This is a genomic window from Psychromonas saccharinae, from assembly GCF_051201515.1.
GTDB lineage: Bacteria > Pseudomonadota > Gammaproteobacteria > Enterobacterales > Psychromonadaceae > Psychromonas.
On the sequence record NZ_CP195153.1, the window covers coordinates 2,990,185 to 3,016,910 of the forward strand.

General features: G+C 38.8%; 20 protein-coding genes. 10 read left to right on the plus strand and 10 right to left on the minus strand.

Translation table 11 applies throughout. The features are described from left to right. Positions 1–41 precede the first annotated feature (41 nt). Both ACR30L_RS13305 and ACR30L_RS13310 read right to left on the minus strand, forming a co-directional pair. A complete protein-coding gene (locus tag ACR30L_RS13305) occupies positions 42–1,658 on the minus strand; it encodes a glycoside hydrolase family 32 protein (RefSeq protein ID WP_435234732.1) in 1,617 nt (538 codons plus the stop codon). A 345-nt stretch (positions 1,659–2,003) separates the two neighbouring features. Beyond that, complete coding sequence (locus tag ACR30L_RS13310) at positions 2,004–2,993, minus strand: LacI family DNA-binding transcriptional regulator (RefSeq protein ID WP_435234733.1); 990 nt, start codon at positions 2,991–2,993, stop codon at positions 2,004–2,006. Positions 2,994–3,235: 242 nt separating this feature from the next. Between ACR30L_RS13310 and ACR30L_RS13315 the strand changes: the two genes are divergently transcribed. The 4 genes from ACR30L_RS13315 to ACR30L_RS13330 all read left to right on the plus strand — a co-directional run bounded on the left by ACR30L_RS13315 (position 3,236) and on the right by ACR30L_RS13330 (position 6,892). Further along, the gene (locus tag ACR30L_RS13315) at positions 3,236–4,663 is read left to right on the plus strand and encodes a sucrose-specific PTS transporter subunit IIBC (RefSeq protein WP_435234734.1); all 1,428 of its coding nucleotides are present in this window, start codon (positions 3,236–3,238) and stop codon (positions 4,661–4,663) included. Positions 4,664–4,734: 71 nt separating this feature from the next. Continuing rightward, positions 4,735–5,658, plus strand: coding sequence for an aminoimidazole riboside kinase (locus ACR30L_RS13320; RefSeq protein WP_435234735.1), 924 nt, complete (start codon positions 4,735–4,737; stop codon positions 5,656–5,658). Between the two features lie 187 nt (positions 5,659–5,845). Then, positions 5,846–6,553: an AzlC family ABC transporter permease gene (locus ACR30L_RS13325; protein WP_435234736.1), complete on the plus strand. Its 708-nt coding sequence runs from the start codon at positions 5,846–5,848 to the stop codon at positions 6,551–6,553. Further along, the gene (locus ACR30L_RS13330) at positions 6,554–6,892 is read left to right on the plus strand and encodes a branched-chain amino acid transporter permease (RefSeq protein WP_435234737.1); all 339 of its coding nucleotides are present in this window, start codon (positions 6,554–6,556) and stop codon (positions 6,890–6,892) included. A gap of 67 nt (positions 6,893–6,959) precedes the next feature. Here ACR30L_RS13330 and ACR30L_RS13335 read toward each other — a convergent pair whose 3' ends face one another. Further along, on the minus strand, positions 6,960–8,855 hold the full coding sequence (locus ACR30L_RS13335) for a PTS fructose transporter subunit IIABC (RefSeq protein WP_435234738.1): 1,896 nt from the start codon (positions 8,853–8,855) through the stop codon (positions 6,960–6,962). Between the two features lie 192 nt (positions 8,856–9,047). Here ACR30L_RS13335 and ACR30L_RS13340 point away from each other — a divergent pair, with 192 nt between their 5' ends. Next, positions 9,048–9,893: a helix-turn-helix domain-containing protein gene (locus tag ACR30L_RS13340; protein ID WP_435234739.1), complete on the plus strand. Its 846-nt coding sequence runs from the start codon at positions 9,048–9,050 to the stop codon at positions 9,891–9,893. Between the two features lie 114 nt (positions 9,894–10,007). Here the strand turns inward: ACR30L_RS13340 and ACR30L_RS13345 are convergent, their stop codons facing one another. Both ACR30L_RS13345 and ACR30L_RS13350 read right to left on the minus strand, forming a co-directional pair. Next, on the minus strand, positions 10,008–10,835 hold the full coding sequence (locus ACR30L_RS13345; RefSeq protein WP_435234740.1) for a PTS sugar transporter subunit IIA: 828 nt from the start codon (positions 10,833–10,835) through the stop codon (positions 10,008–10,010). After that, the gene (locus ACR30L_RS13350) at positions 10,820–11,122 is read right to left on the minus strand and encodes a PTS fructose transporter subunit IIB (RefSeq protein WP_435234741.1); all 303 of its coding nucleotides are present in this window, start codon (positions 11,120–11,122) and stop codon (positions 10,820–10,822) included. The genes ACR30L_RS13345 and ACR30L_RS13350 overlap by 16 nt, the downstream gene beginning before the upstream one ends. A gap of 304 nt (positions 11,123–11,426) precedes the next feature. Here ACR30L_RS13350 and ACR30L_RS13355 point away from each other — a divergent pair, with 304 nt between their 5' ends. From ACR30L_RS13355 to ACR30L_RS13370, 4 genes are all read left to right on the plus strand, one after another. Beyond that, positions 11,427–14,759: an MHYT domain-containing protein gene (locus ACR30L_RS13355; RefSeq protein WP_435234742.1), complete on the plus strand. Its 3,333-nt coding sequence runs from the start codon at positions 11,427–11,429 to the stop codon at positions 14,757–14,759. 26 nt (positions 14,760–14,785) lie between these two features. Then, a complete protein-coding gene (locus ACR30L_RS13360) occupies positions 14,786–15,769 on the plus strand; it encodes a response regulator (RefSeq protein WP_435234743.1) in 984 nt (327 codons plus the stop codon). A gap of 83 nt (positions 15,770–15,852) precedes the next feature. Continuing rightward, entirely contained in the window at positions 15,853–16,239 is a 387-nt protein-coding gene (gloA2, locus tag ACR30L_RS13365) for an SMU1112c/YaeR family gloxylase I-like metalloprotein (RefSeq protein WP_435234744.1), read from the plus strand. Positions 16,240–16,289: 50 nt separating this feature from the next. Next, complete coding sequence (locus ACR30L_RS13370; RefSeq protein ID WP_435234745.1) at positions 16,290–16,871, plus strand: histidine phosphatase family protein; 582 nt, start codon at positions 16,290–16,292, stop codon at positions 16,869–16,871. 38 nt (positions 16,872–16,909) lie between these two features. On the opposite strand, the gene ACR30L_RS13375 is transcribed toward ACR30L_RS13370, so the two are convergent. The 5 genes from ACR30L_RS13375 to mngA form a co-directional block, all read right to left on the minus strand. Next, entirely contained in the window at positions 16,910–17,803 is an 894-nt protein-coding gene (locus tag ACR30L_RS13375) for a LysR family transcriptional regulator (protein WP_435234746.1), read from the minus strand. Positions 17,804–18,424: 621 nt separating this feature from the next. After that, positions 18,425–19,624, minus strand: coding sequence for a mannose-6-phosphate isomerase, class I (gene manA / locus ACR30L_RS13380; RefSeq protein WP_435234747.1), 1,200 nt, complete (start codon positions 19,622–19,624; stop codon positions 18,425–18,427). 107 nt (positions 19,625–19,731) lie between these two features. Beyond that, a complete protein-coding gene (locus ACR30L_RS13385) occupies positions 19,732–20,886 on the minus strand; it encodes a glycerate kinase (protein WP_435234748.1) in 1,155 nt (384 codons plus the stop codon). A 73-nt stretch (positions 20,887–20,959) separates the two neighbouring features. Next, complete coding sequence (gene mngB, locus ACR30L_RS13390; RefSeq protein ID WP_435234749.1) at positions 20,960–23,605, minus strand: mannosylglycerate hydrolase; 2,646 nt, start codon at positions 23,603–23,605, stop codon at positions 20,960–20,962. 73 nt (positions 23,606–23,678) lie between these two features. Further along, on the minus strand, positions 23,679–25,628 hold the full coding sequence (gene mngA / locus ACR30L_RS13395) for a PTS 2-O-a-mannosyl-D-glycerate transporter subunit IIABC (RefSeq protein WP_435234750.1): 1,950 nt from the start codon (positions 25,626–25,628) through the stop codon (positions 23,679–23,681). Between the two features lie 297 nt (positions 25,629–25,925). On the opposite strand from mngA, the gene ACR30L_RS13400 reads away from it, so the two are divergent. Then, positions 25,926–26,645, plus strand: coding sequence for a GntR family transcriptional regulator (locus ACR30L_RS13400; RefSeq protein WP_435234751.1), 720 nt, complete (start codon positions 25,926–25,928; stop codon positions 26,643–26,645). Positions 26,646–26,726: the final 81 nt, after the last annotated feature.

The following is a 26,726-nucleotide window of genomic DNA, read 5'->3' on the forward strand; positions in this document are numbered from 1 at the left end:
AATCTCGCATCGATAATAAAGATGCGCACTCCCATAGGAACTTAAAACAACCAACTATTTTGAATTTCAACATCACCAGTGAAACTCATTTTAGTTGCCGTTTTATCGGTAAACACGCGTGAACTCATCACCGCTTCTCCATCATTAATAAAAATTTCTAACGATGATGTATCCGAAAAAATTTGCAAATGAATACTCGCTGAGTTTGGCAACGCTAATTCACGAAGCGTATCCCCTTCTCGCATTAATGTATTGCTTCTATCTAAATAAAGCGTCCTACTCTGCTCCTCTAAACGAATTTCGCAATAACCAGTCGAAGATTCATGCAACCTAATTCTACTTCCCCACGTTAACAAAACATTTAATTCAAAGGATTTACTCTGTAGATCAAAACAATGCGTGTCCTTAGGGACAATAATTTGCTCACGACGAAGCGCTTTCAGCTCCGATAGTGGCCTTTGCAATAATTTCCCTTGTTCAAAATATAACTCGCGGAAAGTAGTCAGCTGATGTACCCAACCATCACCGCTATCGATACTTGGTTGATTAATCTCATCGGGTAATCCCATCCACGCTGTCATTACGCGACGACCATCAGGTGTTTGTAAAGATTGTGGCGCATAAAAGTCAAAACCAACATCTAAATGCTGAAATTCAGATAAAGTAAATTTATCCTGTGCATCTAATTGAGCTTTAACAATACCATTATGATGTGGCACCGTATGATACTTACTCGATGACTTAATCCCCTGAGGTCCAATCACAATAAAATCTTGATTATTTAAAGTAAAAAAATCAGGACATTCCCACATATAACCAAAATCCCCCAATTCATCGCCGCTTAAACCAACAAAATCCCAACTCTTTAAATCCTCAGAACGATAAACCGCTAATCGGCCAACCTCATCTTCACGTTGAGCACCGAGTAACATTAGCCAATGGTCATCATGACGAAATACTTTAGGATCACGACAGTGAGGCGTAACACCAGGTGGTAATTCAGTAATAACCGGGCCTTGTTTAGTGAAATGAATACCATCCGTCGAACTGGCAACACATTGCATCGTTTGTCGATCACGCTGCTCACCGATACGCACGTTCCCTGTGTAAAACACCATTAACTGATCATTTTGACTCAAAGCATGGCCAGAAAAAACACCATGACTATCGAACCAATCCGATGGTGTTAAGGGAACTGATTGCCAATCCCATTGAATTAAATCTTTACTGGTTAAATGCACCCAGTATTTATCTTTATGTACACAGTCATAGGGATACCACTGATAAAAAAGATGATATTGCCCCTGATGATAAATAAACCCATTGGGATCGTTCAATAATCCCTGTGGTGGAGAAATATGCCAACTAGGCCGGTATTCACATTCAACGGGAGAGGTACAGGAAGCAATTGATAGTTTTTGCTGTTCAGCAATTTTTTTCCCAACTTCCAACAATTCAGAGGCAAGTTGCTCATTATCTTTAATCATCGCCTTATCATATGTTAATTGCTTTAATGCCTTATTGTAATTCTGTTTCTTTGCTTGTGACGACAATAAAGACGTATCTTTGATTTCGACTAAAATACGTGTATCCGGGGCTAGTATACGTAAGACATTGTGAATACCGCCACAGGCGTTGATAATTGAAAATAATAACATAATAGACCTATAACGACGAGTAAAGTTGGGAACGTTTGCAAAACAACATAAGTAAAAGCCTAACCATTTGCAATAATTGAATGAGGTTAACTAACAAAAAGTAGATCTAGATCACTTATAATACCAATCGTAATAATTAGCTGATCTATTTTGCTGGTTAAAATAGTTTATTTCTTTGTTGAAAGTTTCGTTAAGGGAACAACCATTAAAGAATTAATGTCTTTATATTAATTCTCACGTTAGAGGATTCACTTGTTAATCTCTCGGTAGTGGCAACTTTCGCCTCAAACTAAACCATTTTTCCAGCGCAAAATTTAGATCACATATTTAATACAATTGGTATAATTAACAACTTTCCCTACACACATTTTCAAACCCCATGACTAACTTACTGACATCCATTTGTTTTTTATCAATTAAATCCAATAACATCTCAGCAGCTTTTTTACCTGTTAAATCAAATGCATAACTAAAGGTAGATAAACTTGGTGAAGAGATTTGAGCAAGTTCATCATTACCGACGCCTAACACTTTAATATCCTGTCCAGCAATGCGATTAGACTGGGCAATCGCCTTTAATGCACCGATAGCTATACGGTCCGTCGCACAAAATAAACCATCTAATTGTGGCCAATCGATTAATAACTGCTGTGTTTGAATAAAGCCCGACTCAATTGAAAACTCACCACGACTATGAAATAACGGTGAATTTAATTGCGCATGTTGCAAAGATTGCGTTAACCCTTGAAAACGACACTGATCAACGGCGATATCTTGACTATCGACACCAATAAAACCAATATTTTTAGCACCCGATTCAATCAAACGCTGGCCCGCACTAAAGCCGACACTAACATCATCATAGATAATACTTGGTATATGAAATAATGAACCATCTTGTCCAATTAATACCACGGGTGATTCAGACTGTTCAATCGCCTTAACTAAGGCAGAATCTAAATGGGTAGCATACAATAAAATACCTTCGACCCGCTTTTGATTAAAGCGCTTAATATACTCAATTTCTCTCCCATTATCTTGATGACTATTGGCTAATAACACATGTTTACCAGCCTGCTCAATAATAGGACTTAAGCCGTCAAGCCCTTTAGCAGTGGCATTGGACGCAATACGGGGAACAATCACACCAATTAAATTGGTTTTTTGAGACTTCAAATCTCGAGCAACCTGATTAGCGACATAACCACAGGCAATAATCGCCTTTTCCACTTTTTCTTTAGTGCTCGCTTTAACGCCATATTCATTATTAATAACCCGTGAAACGGTGGATTTCGAAACACCGGATAATTTTGCAACATCATGCAGCCCAGCCATAAATTTGTTCCTAACTTTTGGGAATGTTTGCAGTAATTATAACAAATTCCCGCTATTCAACAGTAAAAAGATCCCAATTAAGGGTTAAACCACCAGACAAAAAACGATCTTAATCACAATTAAGCGATAGTATTATTGATAAAAGTACTTAACTAGACAAAAATCATTTTTGCAAACGTTCCCGAAATAGATAATGTAATCTAATTTATCACAATATAACTGTTCTTTACCTGGAGAAAATGATGAATTATCCAAAAGTGGCTAGCCAGCTTATTGATAAACTTGGCGGTAAAAATAATATTAATGCTTTAGCACATTGCGCAACCCGTTTACGCCTTGCTATTGAAGACGAATCGCTGATAGATGAAAAAGCTATCGAAAATATTGAAGGTGTGAAAGGTCAATTTAAAGTGGCCGGTCAATATCAGATTATTTTTGGTTCAGGAATTGTTAATCAAGTTTATGCACAAATGGCTAAACTAACGGGTATCGAAGATATGAGCACGAAAGATGTTGCTTCTGCGGGTGCTGAAAAACAAAATATTGTTCAACAGGCGGTTAAAGGTTTGTCTGATATTTTTGTTCCTATCATTCCCGCCATTGTTGCCGGTGGTTTATTAATGGGGATTTATAACCTATTAGTTGCGCAGGGATTATTTATTGACGGTCAATCCCTAGTGAGTGCGAACCCTGGACTGGCTGACCTCGCAAGTATGATTAATACCTTTGCCAATGCCCCCTTTGTTTATCTACCAATCCTACTCGCCTTTTCGGCCGGTAAGAAATTTGGTGGTAATCCTTTTTTAGCAGCCGCCCTCGGCATGTTAATGGTTCATCCCGATTTACTTAATGGTTGGGGATTCGGTGGTGCTGCTGTATCAGGCAATATTCCCGTTTGGAATATATTTGGATTCGACATTCAAAAGGTGGGGTATCAAGGCTCCGTTTTACCGGTATTAGTCGCAACCTTTATTTTAGCCAAAGTAGAAAATGGACTGCGTAAGTTTATTCCCTCGTTATTAGATAATCTACTAACCCCCTTACTCGCTATCTTCATTACCGGCGTTATAACCTTCACCGTTGTCGGTCCATTCACTCGTGACATTGGTTTTTTACTTGGTGACGGTTTAAATTGGCTATACGATTCAGCTGGCTTTATCGGTGGTGCTTTATTTGGTTTAATTTATGCGCCCTTCGTAATTACCGGTATGCATCACAGCTTTATCGCGATTGAAATTCAACTGCTAGCTGATATTGCAGTAACAGGTGGTAGTTTTATTTTCCCAATTGCCGCTATGTCAAATATTGCACAAGGTGGTGCAGCACTCGCAGTCGGTTTTGCGACAAAAGATATAAAAACCAAAGGGATTGCAATTCCTTCAGGTGTGACTGCGCTACTTGGTATCACAGAGCCCGCAATGTTTGGGGTTAACTTAAAACTACGTTATCCATTTATTGCTGCGATTATCGCATCGGCAATCTCAAGCGCCTTTATTACCCTCTTTAATGTTAAAGCAAGCGCACTCGGCGCAGCAGGTTTACCCGGTATAATCTCTATCCGTAATGGTGATGTGACACCTTATATTATTGGTATGTTGATTTCATTCGTCGTTGCCTTTGCACTTACTTTAGTCTTAGCAAAACGTGCTAATAAAAAAGCGGCTGCATAACTTTATCTGCGAGTCTTAAACCAGCATTCATCATGTAATACTGGTTTAAGACTAATAACAAAGGAATTTCAATGAATAAAATTTGGGTTACTGGGGATGCAGTCGTTGACTTAATTCCAGCAAACGAAAACAATTATTTAAAATGTCCCGGAGGCGCGCCTGCTAACGTAGCAGTTGCCGTTGCACGTTTACAAGGTGATAGCGCATTTTTTGGTCGAGTTGGCCAAGATCCACTAGGGCGCTTTATGAAGAAAACCTTAACGGAAGAAAATGTCGACACCCGTTGGATGAAATTAGATAAACATCAACGTACTTCAACGGTGATTGTTGATCTCGATGAACTCGGTGAACGCAGTTTCACGTTCATGGTCAAACCCAGTGCCGATCAATTTATGCTCCCCGTTGACATTCCATCGTTTTCTAAGCATCAATGGTTGCATGTATGCTCAATTGCATTAGCCAATGAGCCCAGTCGTAGTAGTACTTTTTTAGCCATGGAAAAAATTAAACAAGCAGGTGGATTCGTTAGCTTTGATCCCAATTTACGTGATGAGGTTTGGGCTAATCAAGATGAAATTAAACCCATTGTACTTAAGGCCGTTGCAATGGCCGATGTAGTTAAATTATCCGATGATGAATTACTATTTTTAACCGAGACCGATAGCCTTGATACAGGACTGGATGCGATTACTAAATTCAATAATAAATTGGTACTGATCACCCAGGGGGCAAAGGGCGCATTAGTTATTACTAAAAATAATAAAGAACTCATAGCAGGAAAAGCTATTGTACCCGTTGATACCACAGGAGCAGGCGATGCCTTTGTTGGCGGATTAATGGCCTATTTAGCGCAGCATGATAACTGGTATGAAAGGCAACATATTCGTCAAGCAGTGCAATGGGCAAATGCATGTGGGGCATTAGCAACCACTCAAAAAGGCGCAATGACTGCTTTACCATTAAAAACACAACTTAAACAATACCTAGCTAATTAATCATTTCTCGATTATAAATGGAGGTGCAAATAGCACCTCTAACACTTTTATTTTCTTAATAAATATCTTCCTTAAGATCGTTAAACCTTGCCTACACAATCCTACTTGCAGCCTTTCATTTCCTGAGTATAATCTTCCCTTTTCTTGCTTTTCTAGAAAATAAATTGCAAATAGGATAGCTATTCCGATGGGTAAACCACTTTTACAATCTGCATTTAAGGAAACTATTCCGGTATTATTCGGTTATATTCCCCTTGGTATGGCCTTTGGTATTTTATTTAATGAACTTGGTTTTCATTGGATTTATGCGGCATTAATGTCGTTAACTATCTATGCAGGTGCAGGCCAATTTATGGCGGTTGGCCTATTAGCTAATCATGCCGGATTCGTTGAAGTTGCGATCACTACCCTACTACTCAATTCCCGCCATGTATTTTATGGTATTTCATTAATTAATAAATTTAAAACCAAGGGTTGGCGTAAACTTTACCTAATCTTCGGATTAACCGACGAAACCTATTCATTACTGACCGGCGCACAGCCACCAGACGATAAAGAAAAAACTAAATTTTACCTAATGATCACCGCTTTAAATCAAAGTTATTGGGTTATTGGTTCAATAATTGGCGCGGTATTAGGTGCTAAATTAACACTCGATACAACGGGGTTAGATTTTACCCTACCGGCTTTATTTATGGTGCTCGCCATTGAGCAATATAAAACCATTAAAGAATCACGCCCTTTTATCATGGCGGGTATAGTGGCGTTTGTTTCGATTTGGTTATTCAGCCGCGATAATATGTTACTTATGTCGATTCTATTATCGATTATTGTGTTAGTGTTTTTTCAGAAAAAACAGCAAACAACTCCACCAATATCACAGGGAAATTTATAGATGCAAGAAACCTATTATTTACTCTTTTTTATTGGCGTGATGGCAATTGCAACCTTTGCCACTCGAGTGCTGCCCTTTATTCTTTTATACAAAGTAAGCGAACATCCCATGCTACTTTATCTTGGCCGTTATTTACCGCCTGTAATGATGGTGCTTTTACTCTTTTATTGCTTTAGAGATATACGCTTTGGTAACGTCAGCGATGGCCCTATCGAATTAATTTCACTAACTTTAGTCGTTGGATTACATCTTTGGCGTAACAATGCATTACTTAGTATTATGGCCGGTACTGGGTTGTATATGTTCTTAAGCCAATCTTCACTTCCCTTTCTAAATTAACAATATAAAAAAGCTCCCTTAAAAAGAGAGCTTGAGTTTATTCATTCATCTTGCATAGAATTATGAATTACGCGATTTCCACTACTTTTGCATGGCGCATTTTTTTCAGTGTTAAACAAACTAATGCAGTCACAACGGTCCCAGCTGACATACAAAGTATTGCAAGTAACGGTTTATTCATCGCACCTAATAATGCAACGATTGGACCGCCATGGGCAACGCTATTAGTAATCCCAAAAGAAAACGCCATAACGGCAGCCACCATCGAACCAATCACATTGGCAGGAATCACGGAAAGCGGATCCTGCGCTGCAAATGGAATTGCCCCTTCAGAGATACCCACCAAGCCCATTGCTCCTGCGGCTTTGCCCGCTTCAATCTCAGACGCTTCAAAAAGATGCAATTTTCGACCTAAGACGGTTGCTAATCCCATACCTAACGGTGCTACAGGAATAGCACAGGCCATCGCCCCCATAAATTGGGTTTGACCACTGGCTATCATGCCAACTGAAAAGAGAAATGCGACTTTATTGAAAGGACCACCCATATCAAAGCCAGCCATGCCCCCCAAGACAATACCGAGTAAAATAACGTTACCGGTACTCATATTGGTTAATAATGTATTCATACTGTCCATTAAGCTTGCGATCGGTGCGCCAATCACAAAGATAAATAATCCAGATATAAATAAAGAGCCAGCAATAGGTGCAATCATAATTGGAACAAGTGGTTGAATGTATTTATGGAAATTAAAGCTCACTAACCATTTAATAAAATACCCAACTAATAGGCCCGCAATAATTGCCCCGATAAATCCAGTTCCCGCATCTGCACCATAAAAGGAACCATTATTCGCAATCCAACCGCCAATTAATCCCGGTGCTAATGCAGGCCTATCTGCAATCGCGTAGGCAATATATCCAGCCAAAATAGGGATCATTAGCGTAAAGGCGACGACACCAACATCTAAGACTTTATTCCATAAACTATCTGGTGGAATTGCCATGCCTGCTTCGGTTGGTTGACCGCCAATTGCCAGCGCAAGTGCAATTAATAAACCTCCCGTCACAACAAATGGGATCATATTAGATACGCCATTCATAAGATAACGATAAAGGTTCCCACGGCTATCCGATGCCGTTGTTGCTTGCTCGGTTGCATCATTATCATCATGGAGATAAATAGGTGCATTCAATGCTTTATTAATCACCGCTTTAGCATCGGTGATCGGTGCTTTAACAGCCGTTTCTATCACTTTTTTTCCAGCAAACCGATGTAATTCAACCTGCTTATCGCTAGCCACAATAATTGCATCTGCACGTTCTATTTCTGCCGCTGTTGGACTATTTTTCACACCAATAGAACCATTGGTTTCTACTTTAATTTTGTACCCTAATGCAGCCGCCCCTTTTTCTAACGCTTCAGCCGCAAGGTACGTATGTGCAATCCCCGTTGGACAGCCTGTGACACCAATCAGATAACCTTTATTGGCTTCTATTGCGTCTTCATTAGGCTCAATTTTTTGTAACAGTAAGTCTAACGCTTGTTGCTCATTTTCAGCAGACATAAACTTATCAATAAAGCCCTCTTCAATTAATTTAGATGATATTTCAGCCAATACTTCAATATGGTCATTGGACCCGGTATTTGGTGATGCAATCATAAAAAACAGTTTAGATGGTTGACCATCTTCAGCATTATAATCGATGCCAGCATGACTAACACCAATCGCAACGGCTGGTTTTATCACGGCCGAACTTTTAGCATGTGGCATTGCAACACCTTCTTCAAATCCGGTATTGCCAATGTTTTCACGTGCTTTAACATCCCTTAAAAACTGCGCTTTATTGTCAATTCGTCCTTGCTCAAACAACAGATCAATTAACTCCATAAACACATCATTTTTATTAGTGGCTTTAAGATCTAAACAAATCAATTTAGTATTAATTAATTGCGTGATCATAGTATTACCTCACTTTTTCATTGATAGTGTGAAACATCATTTAATAACACTATTTTGATATAGAGAATGTGTTTCGAATAGTGTATAAAAAATACATCTACTGGATTTTTGTAACCACAAATGATGAATGTGATCTGAAGCATCACCCTTTTGTACTGGGTTAATCATGTCAAATTAAAAGCGGAATAAACCATGAGTGATATTTTTCATAATTTGATCGGCATACTTATCGCTGAAAAAGAAAATTTAAATCGAATTTGGTTTGCTAGAGACAAACTCACGCCCCCTCAATTCAGTTATCAAGTTAATTTTCCACGTTTAGAATTAGTGATTAGCGGCGAATATAAAAATCAAATTGAAGATCCAGACCTAGGGATTGTCGATGTCAATATTCGTGCGGGCGATGTACTTTATATTCCCCCAAACTGTTGGAACAAACCCGATTGGAATACCGATTGCTCTGTCTTAAGTCTTTTATTCGGACAACGCCAATTAGGCTTTAGTTTAGTCAGTAAACGAAAAGACGAAGATACTTTTTTTGATATTCAAAAGCACAGTGTCAAAACCCGAACAGGCCATGCTATCGATAACATATTAGCAGCCTTAAATGCCCTATCACGAGAATCCCATCAAAAACCGATGGATGAATATTTGCTACTCGCACTCATGAGTTACAGTCAACTGATGGTATCAACCCCAGCAAACTCTTCCAAAAAACGCAGCGAAGCGCTATACCAAGGGATTTGTATTTATATTCAAGAAAATTTCCATCGCGGCATTACACGCGCAAGTATTGCAACTCGATTTAATATTTCAGCTAATCATCTGTCTCGATTATTTCGCCAACAGGGACATATGACATTGGCCAATTACATTTCTCAGGTACGCATAGAACGCGCTAAATTTATGTTACAAAAATACAATTTTAGGTTAAATGAAGTAGCAACGCGATGCGGCTATAAAGATGTGAATTACTTTTTCAGAGTGTTTAAACATAAAACCGGCCATACCCCCAACGAATATCGTCGTCTCAGATAAAATACTTATACTAACGCCATTAATTAAATATTTTATTTAAGCAAAGGAAAAGAGATGATAGTAAGGCATTGATTGCACTAACCATTTGGTATAAATAAGCAAGTAGGCATGGTATTAATCCCACGTTAATGACGGCATATCTCTCGCCATAAAATGAAATAGAATGGCTTTAATCGCTTCGGGTTGAGTACTGCTGGTTAATAGATGGCAATTATTACTATTTAATAATGAACGTGTTGTTTTTGTACAGACTTTAACCACTTCAATAGTAGGAGGTGCCGGAATAAATAGGGCGATAATTAAGCTCACCTCGTGCGCACTTTGTCCCCAATTAATGGCTTTATTTAACTTAAACACAACCAATGTCGGTAGGTTAATTTCTTTAATCATAATATGAGGCAATGCAATACGATGACCAATGTAGGTTGACGAAACAGCTTCTCGTTTTAGTAATGCGTCATTAATCGTCTCTTGATGCGTTACACTAACAATACGGCTCAGTTTGCTCAGCATATCTTCCTTACTTACCTCTGCATTAACTGAAATAGATTCAAAAACATATTCAACGTGACATGGTAAATGGAAAGCAGGATGCTGTTCAATCATTAAATCACAATGGGTTGGATTACGTTTATGGGCGGTATTCACAATATCAAATTGATCCGCAACAAAGTCAGTCAAGACCATACAAGCAAGCTCTGCATCTGAACCTTCGATACGTAACTGACAGAGTGCATTTTGTTGTATTCCCAAACTAATCACTTTTAGTACATGCTCTGTATTTGCTTTTTCACCCGTTGTGATATTTTGCAGTATCACCACCGAACGAAAAAATCCAGATAGCGTTTTCAAACGATTTAACTTCCACGAAGCAAAACCGCCCTGACCAATCACGAATGTAATACGCCGTTCAATCCCCATAGTAATTAAGGTTTCTGACAATCAATAAGCACTTGATTAACATCTGTTAACACCTGCTCAATACTGACTCTTTTAATATGACTCTGGTTAAAACGCCGTTCATCTTCAATCTCAATATCAGAGGCAATCAAAACAATATCTGCATGTGCGATATCCGTGGCTGTTAACTGATTTTCAATCCCCATTGCCCCCTGCGTTTCAACCTTAATTTGTATTTGCATTTTATGCGCAGCTTTAGATAACGCATCAGCAGCCATATATGTATGGGCAATGCCTGTCGGACAAGCTGTAATCGCAACAATTCTCATAAATATCCATCTTAGAATAAAGAAACAAGTTTTCTTATTTTACCCCAGTTAATCGTAATTAACTCAATCCATAAGTACGAATGTGATCACAAAAATTAATTAACTTTATACCATTCCTTCCGCAATTATCAGTAATCGATAAAAGAATAAATATAAGCGCCTAACTGATTAATTCCGTGTTACAAAATAAACCCGACTAAATCACTAAAGTATTTTTCAACACAGTCGATATAAGTAAATCACAGATGCTTTTTATAGAAAAAGTACAATTTTTAACACTTTTAAATTAAATGGCAGCCTTAACATGCTCGAACAAATAACCTTACTCTTTCAGTACGACGCCAACAATTTATTTATGCATTCTAACTACAATCCTTGGTTAGTTATTCTCTCGATTGCGATTGCTATTCTTGCTTCTTTTATGGGGTTTCAAATTGCACACCAAGCACAATATTCAGCCCCTTTCAGAAAAAAAATATCTCTGTTTATTGGTAGCTTAGCATTAGGCGGTGGCGTATGGTCTATGCATTTTATTGGTATGCTCGCCTTAGAAATGCATGCGCATGTTAGCTATAACATTCAAATTACGATCATTTCAGTATTACCCTCTATTTTAGCTTCTTGGGTCGCACTACATTTAATGGCTCGGAAAACGATAAAAAAACAACAATTAATTTGGGGGGGAATTTTAATCGGAACAGGCATTGGTTCAATGCATTATATAGGCATGGCTGCAATGGAAATGGCCCCCATGCTACGTTACAACTTACCGATATTTATTGCCTCCATTATAGTCGCCGTAGGATTAGCAATATTAGCACTATGGATAAGTTTTGGATTAAAAGCCACACGTATTAACGGACTGTGTCTAAATGGAAAAATAGGCATTTCAAGTGCCGTGATGGGGGCAGCCGTTTCGAGTATGCATTATATCGGAATGGCGGCTGCGCGCTTTGTACTGCCTCCAAAAATTGAACTGTCTCAACAAACCGGAGAAATCTCAACAATTTTAGCATTAGCCATTACCAGTATTACGCTTATTGTTATTTTTGTTGTGCTAGGCGCTAACCTCATTTTTCGTTACAAAGATATTTCTACAGCAGCAATCAATAATGAACGCCGTTTAATTGCGACCATGAATACGGCCATTGATGGCATCATTACCATTGACTCAAATGGCATCATTATTAGTGTCAACCATGCGGTTTCTAAGCTATTAGGTTGGCAATCGGATGAGATGATCGGTCAAAATGTGAAAATGGTCGTCCCCATGCCAGATCAACACCATCATGACCAATATATTGAAAATTATCTCTTAACCGGCCATGCAAAAATCATCGGTAAAGATCGCGAAGTTGAGGCGTTAACAAAAAATGGGAATACAATTCCGGTTCGCCTTGGTATTGGACATGTAGAGCTAAATAACCAAAATATGTTCGTTGCTTTTATCTCAGATTTGCGTGAACGTAAGGAGATGGAAAATTCATTACGCAGTAAAGAATCCAAAATTCGGTCTCTAGTAACCAATATTCCAGGCATTGCCTATCGGTGTATAGACACCGACGGTTGGCCAAATATGTTTATTAATGATGAAGTCGAGAATATGCTTGGATACCCTGCTGCGGAATTTCTTTTCCCAAATCCCAAACGCAGTATTGCTGACTTTGTGCATCCCGATGATATGGCCATGATCAATAACACCGATTTACGTCATCCAGATGGTTACCAACTCGAATTTAGAATAATCGATCGCGATAAAAACGTGAAATGGGCGCTCGGACATGGTCGTTCTATTAAAGATGAAACATCCAATATCTATTACCTTGATGGTTTTATTATGGATATCACCGAACGCAAAACAATGGAGTCGGCACTCGTTTCAGAAAAAGAAAAAGCAGAACAAGCAGCGGCGACACGAGCTGCATTTTTAGCGAATATGAGTCATGAAATACGCACGCCTATGAATGCCATAATTGGCTTTAGTGATATTCTTTTAGATGAAGAACTCAGCAATAACCAAAGAAAACAAATTAATACTATTAATCAATCAGCCAAATCCTTGTTGCATATTCTCAATGATATTCTTGATAGTGCCAAGCTTGATAAAGGTAAATTCCAGCTAGAATACCGCGACTTCTCCTTAGTAGAAGAAGTCGATTCAGTGGTATCAACATTATGGCTACAGGCACAACATAAAGGGTTAGAGATTAACCTAAATATAGAAAAATCCGCACAGGGTTTATATAACGGAGTGCCCGATAGGCTAAGACAAGTGTTAACCAATCTCGTCGGCAATGCCCTCAAGTTTACAGAACAGGGCCACGTAACAATTGATATTAAAAGCAACCAACCCGGCTATCTTAGTTTCTCTATTTCAGATACGGGGATTGGTATGACCGCAGAACAATTAGACTCAATATTTGATGCCTTTGCCCAGGCGGATGAATCCATGAGTCGTCGATTTGGTGGGACAGGCTTAGGCACCACAATCAGTAAACAATTAGTCGAACTGATGGGCGGCACTATTTCGGCTTATAGTGAACCAGAAAAAGGATCTACCTTTGAATTTAGTGTGCCATTAACTAAAATCCAAGCGTCAGCGATAAAACAACGTTCGGAAAGCTACACTGAATTACCTCAACTTAGCATCTTAATTGTTGATGATATTGAACAAAATTTAGATTTACTCGGTTTAATTTTAAAACGTAATAATCATGTTATTTCCATTGCTAGAAATGGTGAACAAGCCCTATTAAAAATGGAAAGTGAGCGATTTGATTTAGTGTTAATGGATATTCAAATGCCCGTTATGGATGGACTGACCGCATCGAAGAAAAGACGCGAATATGAACTGGACAATAGCTTACCAAGATTACCGATTATCGCATTAACAGCCAGCGTATTGCCTCAGGACAAAAAATCAGCACAACAAGCTGGCATGGATGGATTTGCAAATAAGCCCATTAATATCCAACAGTTATTATCGGAAATAGCCAAAATATTAAAATCCACGGACATCGACATAAGCCCTAATATCGCGCAATCTGATCAACGATTAAGTATTGATATTGAAAAAGGGATTGATTTATGGGGTTCAAAAACCACCCTGTTTAACGAGATCCTTCACTTTATTAATCAGTCCAAACATGAAATAGGTTCATTTTCGACATTAATTCACAATAACAACTGGTCAACCCTTGAAACACTTGCTCATAAGCATAAAGGTGTCGCAGGCAATTTAGCCATGAGTAAACTGATGCTGTCCTTGTCTGAATTAGAAGAAGTGGCACGTAAACAAAAGCAACAGGAAGCGCTAGCTTGTGTTGAACAAGTTAACCGTGATATTAAATCTGTTTCACAATGTGCCAACAAAATAAGCAAAAATGCACAACAGAAAATAGAAACAGAGCAAAAAGAAAATAAAGTAAAATCCAATAAACAATTATTAACAACATTAACGCAACTCGCGACACATGTTGATAACCATGAATTTGATGATCATTTATTGGATCAATTACAGCATATAGCATCGCCATATACCCAACAAACCGGTGCTATTGTGTCGGCCTGTAATGATTTTGATTTTGAACTAGCAAGCGAACGTATTAGTGCACTTATTAGCTTAATAACGTCATAAACTTAATATTTTAATAGGTGAATTAAATGCCCAAAAGTAAACCCCATGTACTCATTGTTGATGACGAACCCGTTAACTTAAAGGTACTTAACAATATATTAAAAGCACAATATAAGCTCACTTTCGCTAAAAGTGGTGCAGACGCGTTACGTTTAATTGAAAAAGAAAAACCAGATCTGATCCTTCTCGATGTGATGATGCCAGAGATGACCGGTTATGAAGTCTGTGAACATTTAAAAAAACAAACGCAATATAAGACCATACCAATTATTTTTGTCACCGCATTAAACGATGCCGTTGATGAGGCAAAGGGATTAAATATTGGTGCAGTAGATTATATTTCCAAACCCGTAACACCCGCAGTCGTTAAAGCAAGGGTTAAAACTCACCTTTCACTGATCGATGTAGAAGAAGTCAAACGTACTCGTTTACAGGTTATCCAACGTTTAGGTCGTGCAGCAGAATACAAAGATAATGAAACCGGTATGCATGTAATGCGCATGAGTCATTATACCAAAATAATTTCACTCGCCTACGGACACTCGGCAAAATATGCAGATGCCTTATTTCACGCAGCGCCAATGCATGATATTGGTAAAATAGGTATTCCCGATAGCATCATGTTAAAACCGGGAAAATTAACACCAGAAGAAATAATGGTCATGCAAAAGCATCCGGAAATAGGTGCGGAAATATTAGGCGAATCGGACTCTGACTTAATTGATTTAGCTAAAATAGTCGCCATGACTCACCATGAAAAATGGGATGGAACGGGTTACCCGAAACAATTAAAGGGTGAAAACATTCCGATTCAAGGACGTATTGTAGCCATTGCAGATGTGTTTGATGCGCTTACCAGTGTCCGTCCTTATAAAGAAGCCTGGCCAATTGAAAAAGCGATAGATTTTATGGTTTCGCAGAAGAGTAAACATTTTGATCCAGATCTTGTTGATCTGTTTATTCAACAGCTAGATAAAATAATTGAAATTAAGGAGCGCTGGAAAGACTAGCTTCACTTTTTCCATTCGACTTAGTGCCACTGAAAGTGACTTGATGTATGATAAAGCCCTTATCATTCATCAAGGAGAGGCAGATGTTAAAGTCTATCCATCACGCCGCAATCATTTGTTCTGATTACGAAAAATCAAAATATTTTTATACAGATATTCTTGGTTTAACCATTATTGCTGAAAATTACCGAGCAAAAAGAGATTCCTACAAACTTGACTTAGCATTACCCGATGGCAGTCAAGTCGAATTATTTTCATTTCCAAGTGCCCCCGAAAGGCCAAGTTATCCTGAAGCCTTAGGTTTACGACATTTAGCCTTTTCAGTCGATTCCGTTGAGCTCGTTTCAGATTATTTACGTTCCTATAATATTGACGTTGAACCTATTCGTGTCGATGAACATACCGGTCAAAAATTTACTTTTTTCAGCGATCCCGATGGTTTACCTTTAGAGGTTTATGAACAAGCTTAATAATAAATATTATTAAACATATTAACACCTGATTTTTTGGAAAATACAATATGATTATTCTTGCACGACACGGCCAAACACTGTGGAATAAAGAAAAAAGATTACAAGGTTGGTTAAATTCACCGCTTTCTGATTTAGGCATTGCCCAAGCAAAAAATGTCGCATCAAAAATTATTCAACTCGTTAATCCAAATGAAGTAGAAATCGTCTCTAGCCCGCTTGGAAGAGCATTTGAGACTGCTAAAATGATTGCAGCTGCACTCACGATTCATGAAAATAACATTAATACGACCTCATTATTAAAAGAATTTTCCTTTGGAATATGGGAAGGAATGACGATGAGTGAGGTAAAAGAAACGCATTTTGTACAATGGAATAATCGTGCCGCAGATAAATGGAATTATCAAATCCCACAGGGAGAGAGCTATCGTTTAATCGCTAAAAGAGCGGAGCAATGGCTAGAAAACACCTCGGACACAGAAACAAAAATTGCCGTTAGCCATCAAGTAATTGGTAGAGTCATTCGCGGCATTTATCTTGGATTAGATGAACACGCAACCATGTCACTGATTCAAGAAAACAACCACATAATCACACTCAAACATGGTCAGGAAAACCTGATTGTCGCTTAATATGCCAAATCAGATGCTTTATCAATACAAAGCATTGTCTAATTATTCGATAGCACACGCTCTAACAAAGCATAAATAGCTTGGTAACGTTGCGGCAACGTGCGGTTTCTTTTTTGTACCAAATAAAGTTTTTCTTTAACCTGTTTTTTTGTTTTCGCTATATACAAGTCATCTTTATCAGGAAACTTATCAACTGCACTTTCCGGCAACACCGTAAAACCAACACCTTTCGCGACGGGCAATAAAATTTGATTAAGCTGATTAATATAACCTGATTTGGGTATTGCTTCTAAATTCAGATTCCTTAATTCATCTTCACCACATAATTCAAAATACAATGACAAATAATGCAATGCATCGGGATGATGAATTAATCCACATTGATGTAATAACGCAAGCGTCACGGGCTGATTTTCATAACATTTAGGAAAAACTAAACAAAGTGCTTCAGAACCAATTAATTTGCTTTGATAGAGATTGCTATTAGGTAAATTTGTGACAATCCCGAGATCAATTCCACCCGATTGAACCGCGTTAAGAATCCTTTGATTAGGCGCAGCTTCGAGTTGCATACTCAAATTGGGATATTGTTGCTGCAGGATTAATAATTCGGGATATAACAACAAAGCCAAAGACCCTGAACATGAAAGTTTGCATTGTCCTGAATGCGGATCATCAAAGCTCAAATTTTCAATTAGCTTATTCTCTTCTTCCACAATCTTAAGTGCATATTCGTAAACAATTCGTCCTTGTTCGGTCAACTCAAAGCTTTTATTTTCACGTCGGATTAACGAGTGCCCCGCTGCATTTTCTAATTTTTTAATATGTTGACTAACACCCGGCTGAGTCATATAAAGCTTTTCTGCCGTTTGCGTAAAATGACCAACTTCGATCAGCGTTTTAAAGGTGTTTAACCAAAGCGGATTCAACATAAATAACACTCTATTTAATAACAAGAAATTATTGTAATGATCATTAATGATAATTTCAAATTAACCAAAAGGTAACTTATTCTCAGTTCTGGATAATGAAAGCGAAAGCAGATGTAACAGATTGTTCTGTTGAGAAATGACCAACAAAAAAATCAACAATACTATTCAATCAAAGAAAGCAGCTAATGATTACGATGGGTGTTATAGCCATTGCTATATACCCGTTACCAATCAAGATGCGTTTATCAGTCACTAGCTCGGATACCAAGGCAAGGCGTAACATGATGACCTTTCGAGCGATTAACTGCGTTAATCCTCTATCGGTAGATGTAAAAACAAGACTTTACATCTTTAATGGCTAGTCCTTATCGAAAGTTATAACGCAGTATTGCCATGGTTTATAAGAAACGAGCTAATGACCCGCAGGGCAAGACGAGAGGCAAACATCTTCGTTGTTATAAAGTCTCGATTTAACCCGTTAGATCTTCACCTTTATGCCTAGAATCTGCTCACCTCTCGTCTTGCTGATTTCTGCATCTTGAATGGTAATGGGTATAAGCACAAACGACACACTCATCATCCATGAGGGCCGTTAATGCACCGGTATGGAAAGTTGTTAGGCTAATTAAATGCTCTAGCCACGCGACCTGCTGCATTTAAGCAATAAGCATCAACATAGGCAGGAATAAATACCGATTGCCCCTGATGAATAGTCACGGTTTCACCATCTTGATGGGTTAAGGTCACGTCGGAATCCAACGCCAACAGAATTTCTGCACTTTGAGTCGAAACAGTTAAATCTGAAACGGATTCAAATAATGCAAATTTAAAATCATCAACGGGAATATCGTAATACAAACCACCGTCTTTTTGCTCGGGTGTAAATTGTAAAGTATCGAAGGGAATCGCCTCAAATTTAGTACAATCCACTAATTCTGCGACATCAATATATTTCGGTGTTAATCCCGCGCGTAACACATTATCAGAATTAGCCATTATTTCTAATCCCGTCCCTTTTAGATAAGCATGCGGTGTACACGCATAAAGGAACATTGCTTCACCCGGTTGTAAGGTGATCACATTTAGCATCAACGGGGTAAATAAACCAATATCTCCCGGATGCTGACCAGCGAGTTCAACAATCGTCGCAAATAATGCATCCTGTTGATGTGCAGTTGCATATTCAAGTAACGCACTAACAGCCGTTTCTTTTTCTTCGCCCTGTAAAGAAAGAATCGCAGAAAAGAATGTCTCTAATCCCTTTGAAGTAGGAGTGCTTGCAAATGCAGCCACTAAATCAGTTAGCACAGGAATGTTGACCTGTTCGAATAAGGCAATAGTTTGTGTAAACTCTCTAAAGCCGTTCATTGCTTGATAAGGTGTCAACGCATAAACAAGCTCAGGTTTATGATTTGGATCTTTATAATTACGGTTACCCGCCGTGCGAGGAATACCCGCAGCCTCTTCCTTTGCAAAACCAACTTCAGCTTGCGCTTTACTTGGATGTACTTGAACCGATAAGGCTTCACCCGCCGCAAGTACTTTAAATAAATAAGGTAACTCACCAAATTCAGTGGCCGTTTGCTCGGTTAATACGGCAGTTTTATCTTGATTAATAAAATCAGATAACAATGTTGATTCACCGTTATTTGTAATTTTTGAGCAACCATTGGGATGTGCTCCCATCCAAATTTCAGCCTGATGTGCATTATCTGGATTGTCGACGGAAAGCAGCTCACTAATGGCCGTACGACTCCCCCAAATATAGTCTTGAATAATGTTTTCCATTGGGAAAAAGCACTGTGGCAGTCCTTTTGTCATGATAATTCCTTAAATTTTGAATGTGTGATTTATAAATTTACAATTAGTTTACAAATCAGAGATAATTATATATTTAAAAAACAATTAGTTAAACCACATATGCCTATTTATCCCTGATTCATTTTTGTCCCTATCAACAGGGTTGCTGCAATATTTCTTGCCGTGCGAGTTAAATTAACTTCCGCTTCATTCAACACCTGTGGTAATGCCTGTGGCGAACGGACGGTTCCAAAAATGCTATTCATGATGTGATAAAGCGCGTCCACTTCAGTCCCCAATGATCCTGCAATGGAAATAACCGGGATATTTCGAGCATGCGCACGTTTAGCAATACCAAAGGGAGTTTTACCATTCAGCGTTTGGTTATCCATCATCCCTTCGCCAGAGATAACTAAATCCGCGTCGTCCAGTTGATCATCCACCTTCAAAATATCCAGCACCATATCTATTCCAGGTTTTATTTGAATATCAAATGCCAATGAAAGCCCTAAAGGTGCACCACCTGCAGCGCCAAATCCAACCGATTGTTTATGATTAATACCCGTTGTTTTTTCTACTATTTCTGCAAAATTCGCTAAAGCACCATCAAGTAATTCAACCATATCAGGCGTAGCGCCCTTTTGTGGACCAAAAATAGCACTCGCGCCATTATCGCCAATTAACGGATTTGAAACATCACAGGCAACAATAAACTCAACGCCTTTACAACGCTTATCGAGTCCAGATAAATCAATTTCAGCAAGATCCGCCAATGCTACACCACCAAGTGCTAATTCATTCCCATCAACATCTAACAGTCGCCCACCTAATGCTTGTAAAATACCCGCACCCGCATCGTTTGTTGCACTGCCGCCTAGACCAATTAAAATTTTATTTACACCAGCATCTAATGCGTGAAGAATGGATTGCCCCGTACCAAAACTGGTTGCTGTTAATGGATCTCGTTGGTCTGAAGTAATTAAATCCAAACCAGACGCTGCAGCAATTTCAATAAGGGCGGTTTTAGCCCCTTCTTCTTGTAACAATGCCCAAACGGCATCAACATCGCCACCTATAGGACCACGCACTGTTTGCTGTTGTCGTGTTCCATTTAATGCGTCAACAAGCACATCAACGGTGCCCTCACCACCATCGGCGAGTGGTATTTTGACATATTCACTGTCGGGGAAAATTTCTGAAAAGCCTTTCTCGATGCACGTTGCAACGGCCATAGCTGAAAGTGATTCTTTAAATGAATCGGGTGCGATAATTATTTTCATCATTGATCCCCTTTGCCCTTATCCCTAAGGTATTTGAATTAAAATTAATATCATCATGCTCAATGATAGAAATAAATTAAAATTTAACGCGGAAGGTCTTAGCCTGACAAGGTGCTAAGGTACCAAAATTCTGCGCTTCTTCTATAACCGTATCAGCTTTTGGCGTTTCATCCAATAATGTTTCAACCCACTCAGTCACGGGCGACGTAAATTCAACGCAACCGGATACCGATTCTGTTTCCGAAGGATTATAAACACGAATGATGAGCGCTTCTTCATCTTCCGCTTTCTTCAACACACTTAACACGATACCTGATTTTTCAGTGCTTAAAAGACTATAGGTTAACGGCAGATTTTGTTCGCCAACATTTAATTTCATCGCATTGTAAGGGATTTTATTGTAGCACTGGATAGGGGTTACATTTTCACGGGCTTCGGCCATCACATTCGCTTCAATGTGATTACCAGCAAAGCCAAGTAATGCAAATTCACAGACAATTTTACCGCGTGTTTGTGAATCTAGTGCAGGAATTTTAATACCAGAAGGACGGCCCGGACGCAGTAGTAGATTTTCTTTACCCAATACGCCGATACCACGGAATAAAGTTAATGCAAAGGTATCACGTTGTTCACCTTGGTTTGCAATCACTTCAAATTCACGTAGACCATTTGACATAATAGCCAAACCTGCTTGCCCATTTTCAAGCGCAGCAAAGTTCATTAGTTGGTAAAGAGGAACAGGCGCTTCTTTCCACTTTTCTTCCTCCCAAACCTGCATTGCAGGATCGTCAGTTGGACGTGTAATCAAACCAAATTGATTATCTGCCACAACCGTATCGGTCACAAATGGTGTTGGTACAAGAACACGAACACGGTGATCATCTGCTTGGTTATCAAGCTCCATGCGTACATCGATACGACGTGCATCTTCTTTTAATACCACCTGGCAAACAACATCAACATAACCATCTTGATTACTGTGTTGTTCACGCGCGGTTAAATTGGCAGGTACATTCATTCGGAATTTAATCGTTGCAACGGATTGCAATGCTTGATGTTCAACCGTGGTTTCAACATCAAATTCATTTGAATACAATAACCACTCTTGACGAGAAGGCGAATAATCGTACTCGTCACCATCGTCTGAACCATCTTCAAGACGAAGCACCTGCTCAAAGGTTTGCTGCGTTTGTTTATCAAATACAGCCAACGTACCGTCATTATTTATGGTTATTTTGTAGAAGCAGTTTTCCAATACATCATCTTGCTTTTGGGTAACTGCTTTAACAGCCCCTGGTTGATTCGCTTTAACATGAAAAGTCGTGAATCCCATTGCGGGTATTTTAGCTTTAAGCTGGATATCAAATTCCATGAATGGGTCATAGTTACCGTAGTGAACGATTTGACGGTCAATTTTACCCGGATCGATTTCACGCTGATCTTCAATAAAGTATTCAACTTCGTTACCTGCATCATCAAAAATACTGAACTCTTGTGCACGGATAGTGATCATGGTGTTAACCACTTCATCACGTTCGTAGGTTGATAGGTTGAATAATGCCAGTTTGTCACAGTCTTCATGTGCAGGCATATGGTCAACAATTTTACGCTTGTAGAAAGTAATTAAGTTGGTCGCCATATCATCGGCAAGGATATAACGGTTTAAAATCTCAGCGTGTACTTTGTCGCTACAACAACAACCGATAGAATCGTGGGCATGGTTTTTCATGCTTTCTTTCCACATTTTCTCGATTAAACCGTGGTGGTAATCAAAGCCAAGTTTGTAAGCAATCGCAGCAAGCGGTTCTAAAATATTAACAATCTTGTTTTCAACTTCAGCATGGATCAATTTGATATCCATACGAGTTGAAGAAATTGAGCGATGAACACGCATGTATTTACCGTCGTTAAACTCACCTTTAATGGTATCTAATTGATCTTTTTCTTCTTCGATGCGTTCAAAAACTTCTTCAAAACGGCTCATTAGGAATTCACGATCAGGGTAAGCTTCACGGAGAATATCCATGACTTCGAAAATATTTTTTTGAATCGGCATTTGATCATGGCCGTTTGGTAATAAAATGTCTTTAGTCACCGACGCATTTTCTAATACTTTTAGATAAGTATCTAAACGTGTTGTTAATGCATCTTTATCTTCAGGCAGATATTTACCAATCGCGTAACCTAAAGGCAATACCTGTGCCGCCACTTCACTACCGTCATTTGACTGCCATAGAAATTCAGTTTTATTGGTACCATGACGCTCAGAACAACCACGCCAGAACATGGTACGATCAATACCAAAGCCATTATAAATCATGGGTAACTGCGAACTCATTGAGAATGAATCCGGTAAATAACCAATTTTCATTGGCTCACCAAGTGCTAAGCAATCACGCATACCATACATCATGTTACGTACAATCGATTCACCGGAAACCTGCATTGTATCGGTTTGAGAATACCAAGGACCAACAATTAATTTACCCGCTTGAACCAATGATTTTACACGCGCTTGATTTTCTGGTTGTACTGCGAAGTAATCTTCTAATAGTGCAGTTTGCCCATCTAATACGTAAAATTTATAGTCTGGATCGGTTTCCAAACGAGTCATAATTTCTTCCATATTGTTCACAAGTAAAATACGAGATTCTTCCGTTGTGAAATACCATTCACGGTCCCAGTGCATGTGTGGTGTGATATGTACGCGAGATGTAGCCATAATTTTTTACCTTAAATCTAAATATAGAGAAAATTGTGAGGGCATTACCATCAATGGCAACACCCTAATTTCATTAACCGTTAACAACAGCATCCGATACTGATTCTAATGCTTGCTTTTTCGCCTCTTTTTTCGCAGCACTTGCTCTCCAACTAATCAACATCGCAGTTGAAATAATCGTGCCGATAATTGCCGCACCAAACCAGATAGCACCAGCCATAAACCCACCTAAACCTGCATCGTGTAATAGGAAGATAGAAACAATACCCGCTCCAGGTGTCGATAAACCAATACCAGCGGCCCCTACCATTGCCCCGGTCACAACAGAACCCACTAGGAATGAACCAATAACGCGAATTGGATCTTCAATCGCCATTGGAATAGCACCTTCAGTAATACCCGCAAGTCCTAATAACCAAGTTGATTTACCAATTTCAATTTCAAAATCTTTGAATAAACGCGGTGCAATCAAGGTTGAAAAAGTGACCGTAAAGGCTGATACCATTTTTACTGAACCAAAAATTGCGTAAGGACCATAAACACCATTCGCCATTGCCCCTAAACAGAACGCATAGGATGCTTTATTAACCGGACCACCTAGGTCAAAGGAAACAAATAAACCAATTACAGCACCGAGTAATAAGGTGTTGCTACCCGATAAACTATTTAACCAGTCAGTTAACCCTTGATTCAAAAATGCAACGGGTTTCCCCACCACAAACATCATTAATACGCCAACCACTAAGGTGCCGATAACAGGGTATAAGTAGAAAGTAACAAAACCGTTAAACGCAGGTTTTAAACGAATATTGTTTTTAATCCAACGCATGACGTAACCGGCGACAATACCACCGACAACACCGCCTAAGAATCCTGAACCAATCATATTCGCAGCAAGACCCGCCGCAAAACCTGGACCTAATGCCGGTTTATCCGCAATTGAATAGGCCGTATAAGCAGCGAGTACAGGCACCATTAACGTACCAAGTAATCCACCACCTAATTTACGGAACATCCATAACCAAGAATCTTCCGTTGCATACAATTCCTGAAGACCAAAAATTTGGGCAATTAAAACCGCCACAGCCAATACCGTACCGCCCGCAATAATGAGTGGAACGGCAAATGAAATTCCACTTAATAGTGCGCGTTTAAGTTCAGTTTTAAGGGGCACTTTTTTCGTCTCATCATTATCTGTCGCCGTTATACGTGCGCCGCTCGCTTTTGCTTCAAGCGCTTCTTTTAAAATCTTTTCTGCATGTTTGATTGGCTCAGCAACTGCGACCTCAACACGCGGAATACCATCAAAACGGTCGGCTTCTTTAACCGCCACTTCAGCTGCAAAAACACAGGCGTCGGCTTTATTTAATTGCTCTGCGGTAATTCTATCTTCAAGACCATTTGCACCTTGTTTTTCAACATAAACATTGATGCCTAATTTTTTACCTGCTTTTTCAAGGTATTCTGCTGCCATATAGGTATGTGCGATACCCGCTGGACAAGCCGTGACACAAACGACCGTTGGTTTCGTTTCATCGAGAGTAACGGTTTCCTTTTCGGTTTCTTTACCATTTAATAAATCAATTAACTGTTCAGCTGAGGTCGCCTTCAATACCGCTTCACGTACATCATCGTCAACTAATGCCGAGGTCAAATCCGTTAAGATTTGCATATGAGTTGAACCTGCTTCAGCATTTGGAATAGCCAATAGGAAGATTAAATTAACATCTTCCATTTCATCTTCATCTATCCCCTGCCATTGCAATGTATTGCTTAAGGTTGCCACGGCAAAACCCGCTTCTTTCACGGCATCGGATTTACCATGTGGTACCGCAAGACCTTCACCTAATGCCGTTGCTCCATGTGCTTCACGTGCAAAAACTGCCTCAAGATACGCTTCTTTATCATTTAGTTTACCTTGCTGATCAAGCTGATCGGCTAATGCTCTAATGGCAGTATCACGATCTGCATAGCGGGTTTGCAAATTGATCAATGCATTATTCGTCAATTTTGTAATATTCATAAATGTCGCCTCGTTTCCATTTAACCGTTGTTTATTTTACGAGCGGAATAATACCTTTTTAAATACAAAAAACCGTGATAAAGATCTACAATGACAAAATATGTATTAATATTTGTATTGTAAATTGTATTTAAGATTATAACAAAGTTAGTTTAACTTATCTCATTTCCTTGTAATTTATCGTTATTGAAAGCGTAAAGCTCATTATTTATATTGCAAATCATTGTCATTAATAGTAAAAATCATATTAGAATAAAAGTAATACAAATTATATTGTGATCTTAAAAAGGGATTAACATGGCCAAAATTCCAATGTATCGACAAATTGCAGATATTATCCGTGAAAAAATTCGTACTGGTGAATATAAAGTCGCGGAAGCCTTACCAACGGAATCGGAATTAAGAACCGCCTTTTCTGTCAGCCGAGTCACCATTAGACAAGCACTTAAATTATTAATTGAAAATGAAGAATTAGAAAGTATTCAAGGCAGTGGTACGTACGTAAAAGAAAATAAAATAAATTACGATATCTACCAACAATCTACTTTTAATGAAAAATGGGCGCACCTTAATCAAGAAACGCACAGTGAAGTACTCGTTTTTGAAATAACCTTGCCAAGTATTACCATGGCGGAATATCTGAATATAGATGAAACAGAGCGTGTTTTTCATATCAAACGTTTACGCTGCCTTGCTGAACATCCTATTACACTTGAAGATACTTGGATGCCCCTGAGTTTATTTCCAGACTTAACCTATCAGGTCATGGAAAATTCAAAGTACGACTATATTGAGAATACCAAGGGCATGACGATTGACCGTAGTGAACAAGAAATCATTCCCATTCTGCCATCTAAGGATGTCGCAGCGTTATTGCAGATAGATCAAAATCAGCCCATTATAGAAAAACGAACGCGTAGTTTTTTAGAAGACGGGACAGTATTTGAATACAGTCGTAACCAATTTACAACCACCGATTATAAATTTACATTAGTTGCCAAGCGACATAGAAAATAAGTTAATCATTTATCTTTGCCGATGCCTGTTGAATATCTTTTCTCATCACAGGCAAACTTTATTCTAAGCACTCATTTCACA

Excerpts from the sequence above, each read along its gene's own strand:
- ACR30L_RS13305 (WP_435234732.1), bottom strand. The coding sequence starts at position 1,658 with ATGTTATTATTTTCAATTATCAACGCCTGTGGCGGTATTCACAATGTC.
- ACR30L_RS13310 (WP_435234733.1), bottom strand. The coding sequence starts at position 2,993 with ATGGCTGGGCTGCATGATGTTGCAAAATTATCCGGTGTTTCGAAATCC.
- ACR30L_RS13315 (WP_435234734.1), top strand. The coding sequence starts at position 3,236 with ATGAATTATCCAAAAGTGGCTAGCCAGCTTATTGATAAACTTGGCGGT.
- ACR30L_RS13320 (WP_435234735.1), top strand. The coding sequence starts at position 4,735 with ATGAATAAAATTTGGGTTACTGGGGATGCAGTCGTTGACTTAATTCCA.
- ACR30L_RS13325 (WP_435234736.1), top strand. The coding sequence starts at position 5,846 with ATGGGTAAACCACTTTTACAATCTGCATTTAAGGAAACTATTCCGGTA.
- ACR30L_RS13330 (WP_435234737.1), top strand. The coding sequence starts at position 6,554 with ATGCAAGAAACCTATTATTTACTCTTTTTTATTGGCGTGATGGCAATT.
- ACR30L_RS13335 (WP_435234738.1), bottom strand. The coding sequence starts at position 8,855 with ATGATCACGCAATTAATTAATACTAAATTGATTTGTTTAGATCTTAAA.
- ACR30L_RS13340 (WP_435234739.1), top strand. The coding sequence starts at position 9,048 with ATGAGTGATATTTTTCATAATTTGATCGGCATACTTATCGCTGAAAAA.
- ACR30L_RS13350 (WP_435234741.1), bottom strand. The coding sequence starts at position 11,122 with ATGAGAATTGTTGCGATTACAGCTTGTCCGACAGGCATTGCCCATACA.
- ACR30L_RS13355 (WP_435234742.1), top strand. The coding sequence starts at position 11,427 with ATGCTCGAACAAATAACCTTACTCTTTCAGTACGACGCCAACAATTTA.
- ACR30L_RS13360 (WP_435234743.1), top strand. The coding sequence starts at position 14,786 with ATGCCCAAAAGTAAACCCCATGTACTCATTGTTGATGACGAACCCGTT.
- gloA2 (WP_435234744.1), top strand. The coding sequence starts at position 15,853 with ATGTTAAAGTCTATCCATCACGCCGCAATCATTTGTTCTGATTACGAA.
- ACR30L_RS13370 (WP_435234745.1), top strand. The coding sequence starts at position 16,290 with ATGATTATTCTTGCACGACACGGCCAAACACTGTGGAATAAAGAAAAA.
- ACR30L_RS13375 (WP_435234746.1), bottom strand. The coding sequence starts at position 17,803 with ATGTTGAATCCGCTTTGGTTAAACACCTTTAAAACGCTGATCGAAGTT.
- manA (WP_435234747.1), bottom strand. The coding sequence starts at position 19,624 with ATGACAAAAGGACTGCCACAGTGCTTTTTCCCAATGGAAAACATTATT.
- ACR30L_RS13385 (WP_435234748.1), bottom strand. The coding sequence starts at position 20,886 with ATGATGAAAATAATTATCGCACCCGATTCATTTAAAGAATCACTTTCA.
- mngB (WP_435234749.1), bottom strand. The coding sequence starts at position 23,605 with ATGGCTACATCTCGCGTACATATCACACCACACATGCACTGGGACCGT.
- mngA (WP_435234750.1), bottom strand. The coding sequence starts at position 25,628 with ATGAATATTACAAAATTGACGAATAATGCATTGATCAATTTGCAAACC.
- ACR30L_RS13400 (WP_435234751.1), top strand. The coding sequence starts at position 25,926 with ATGGCCAAAATTCCAATGTATCGACAAATTGCAGATATTATCCGTGAA.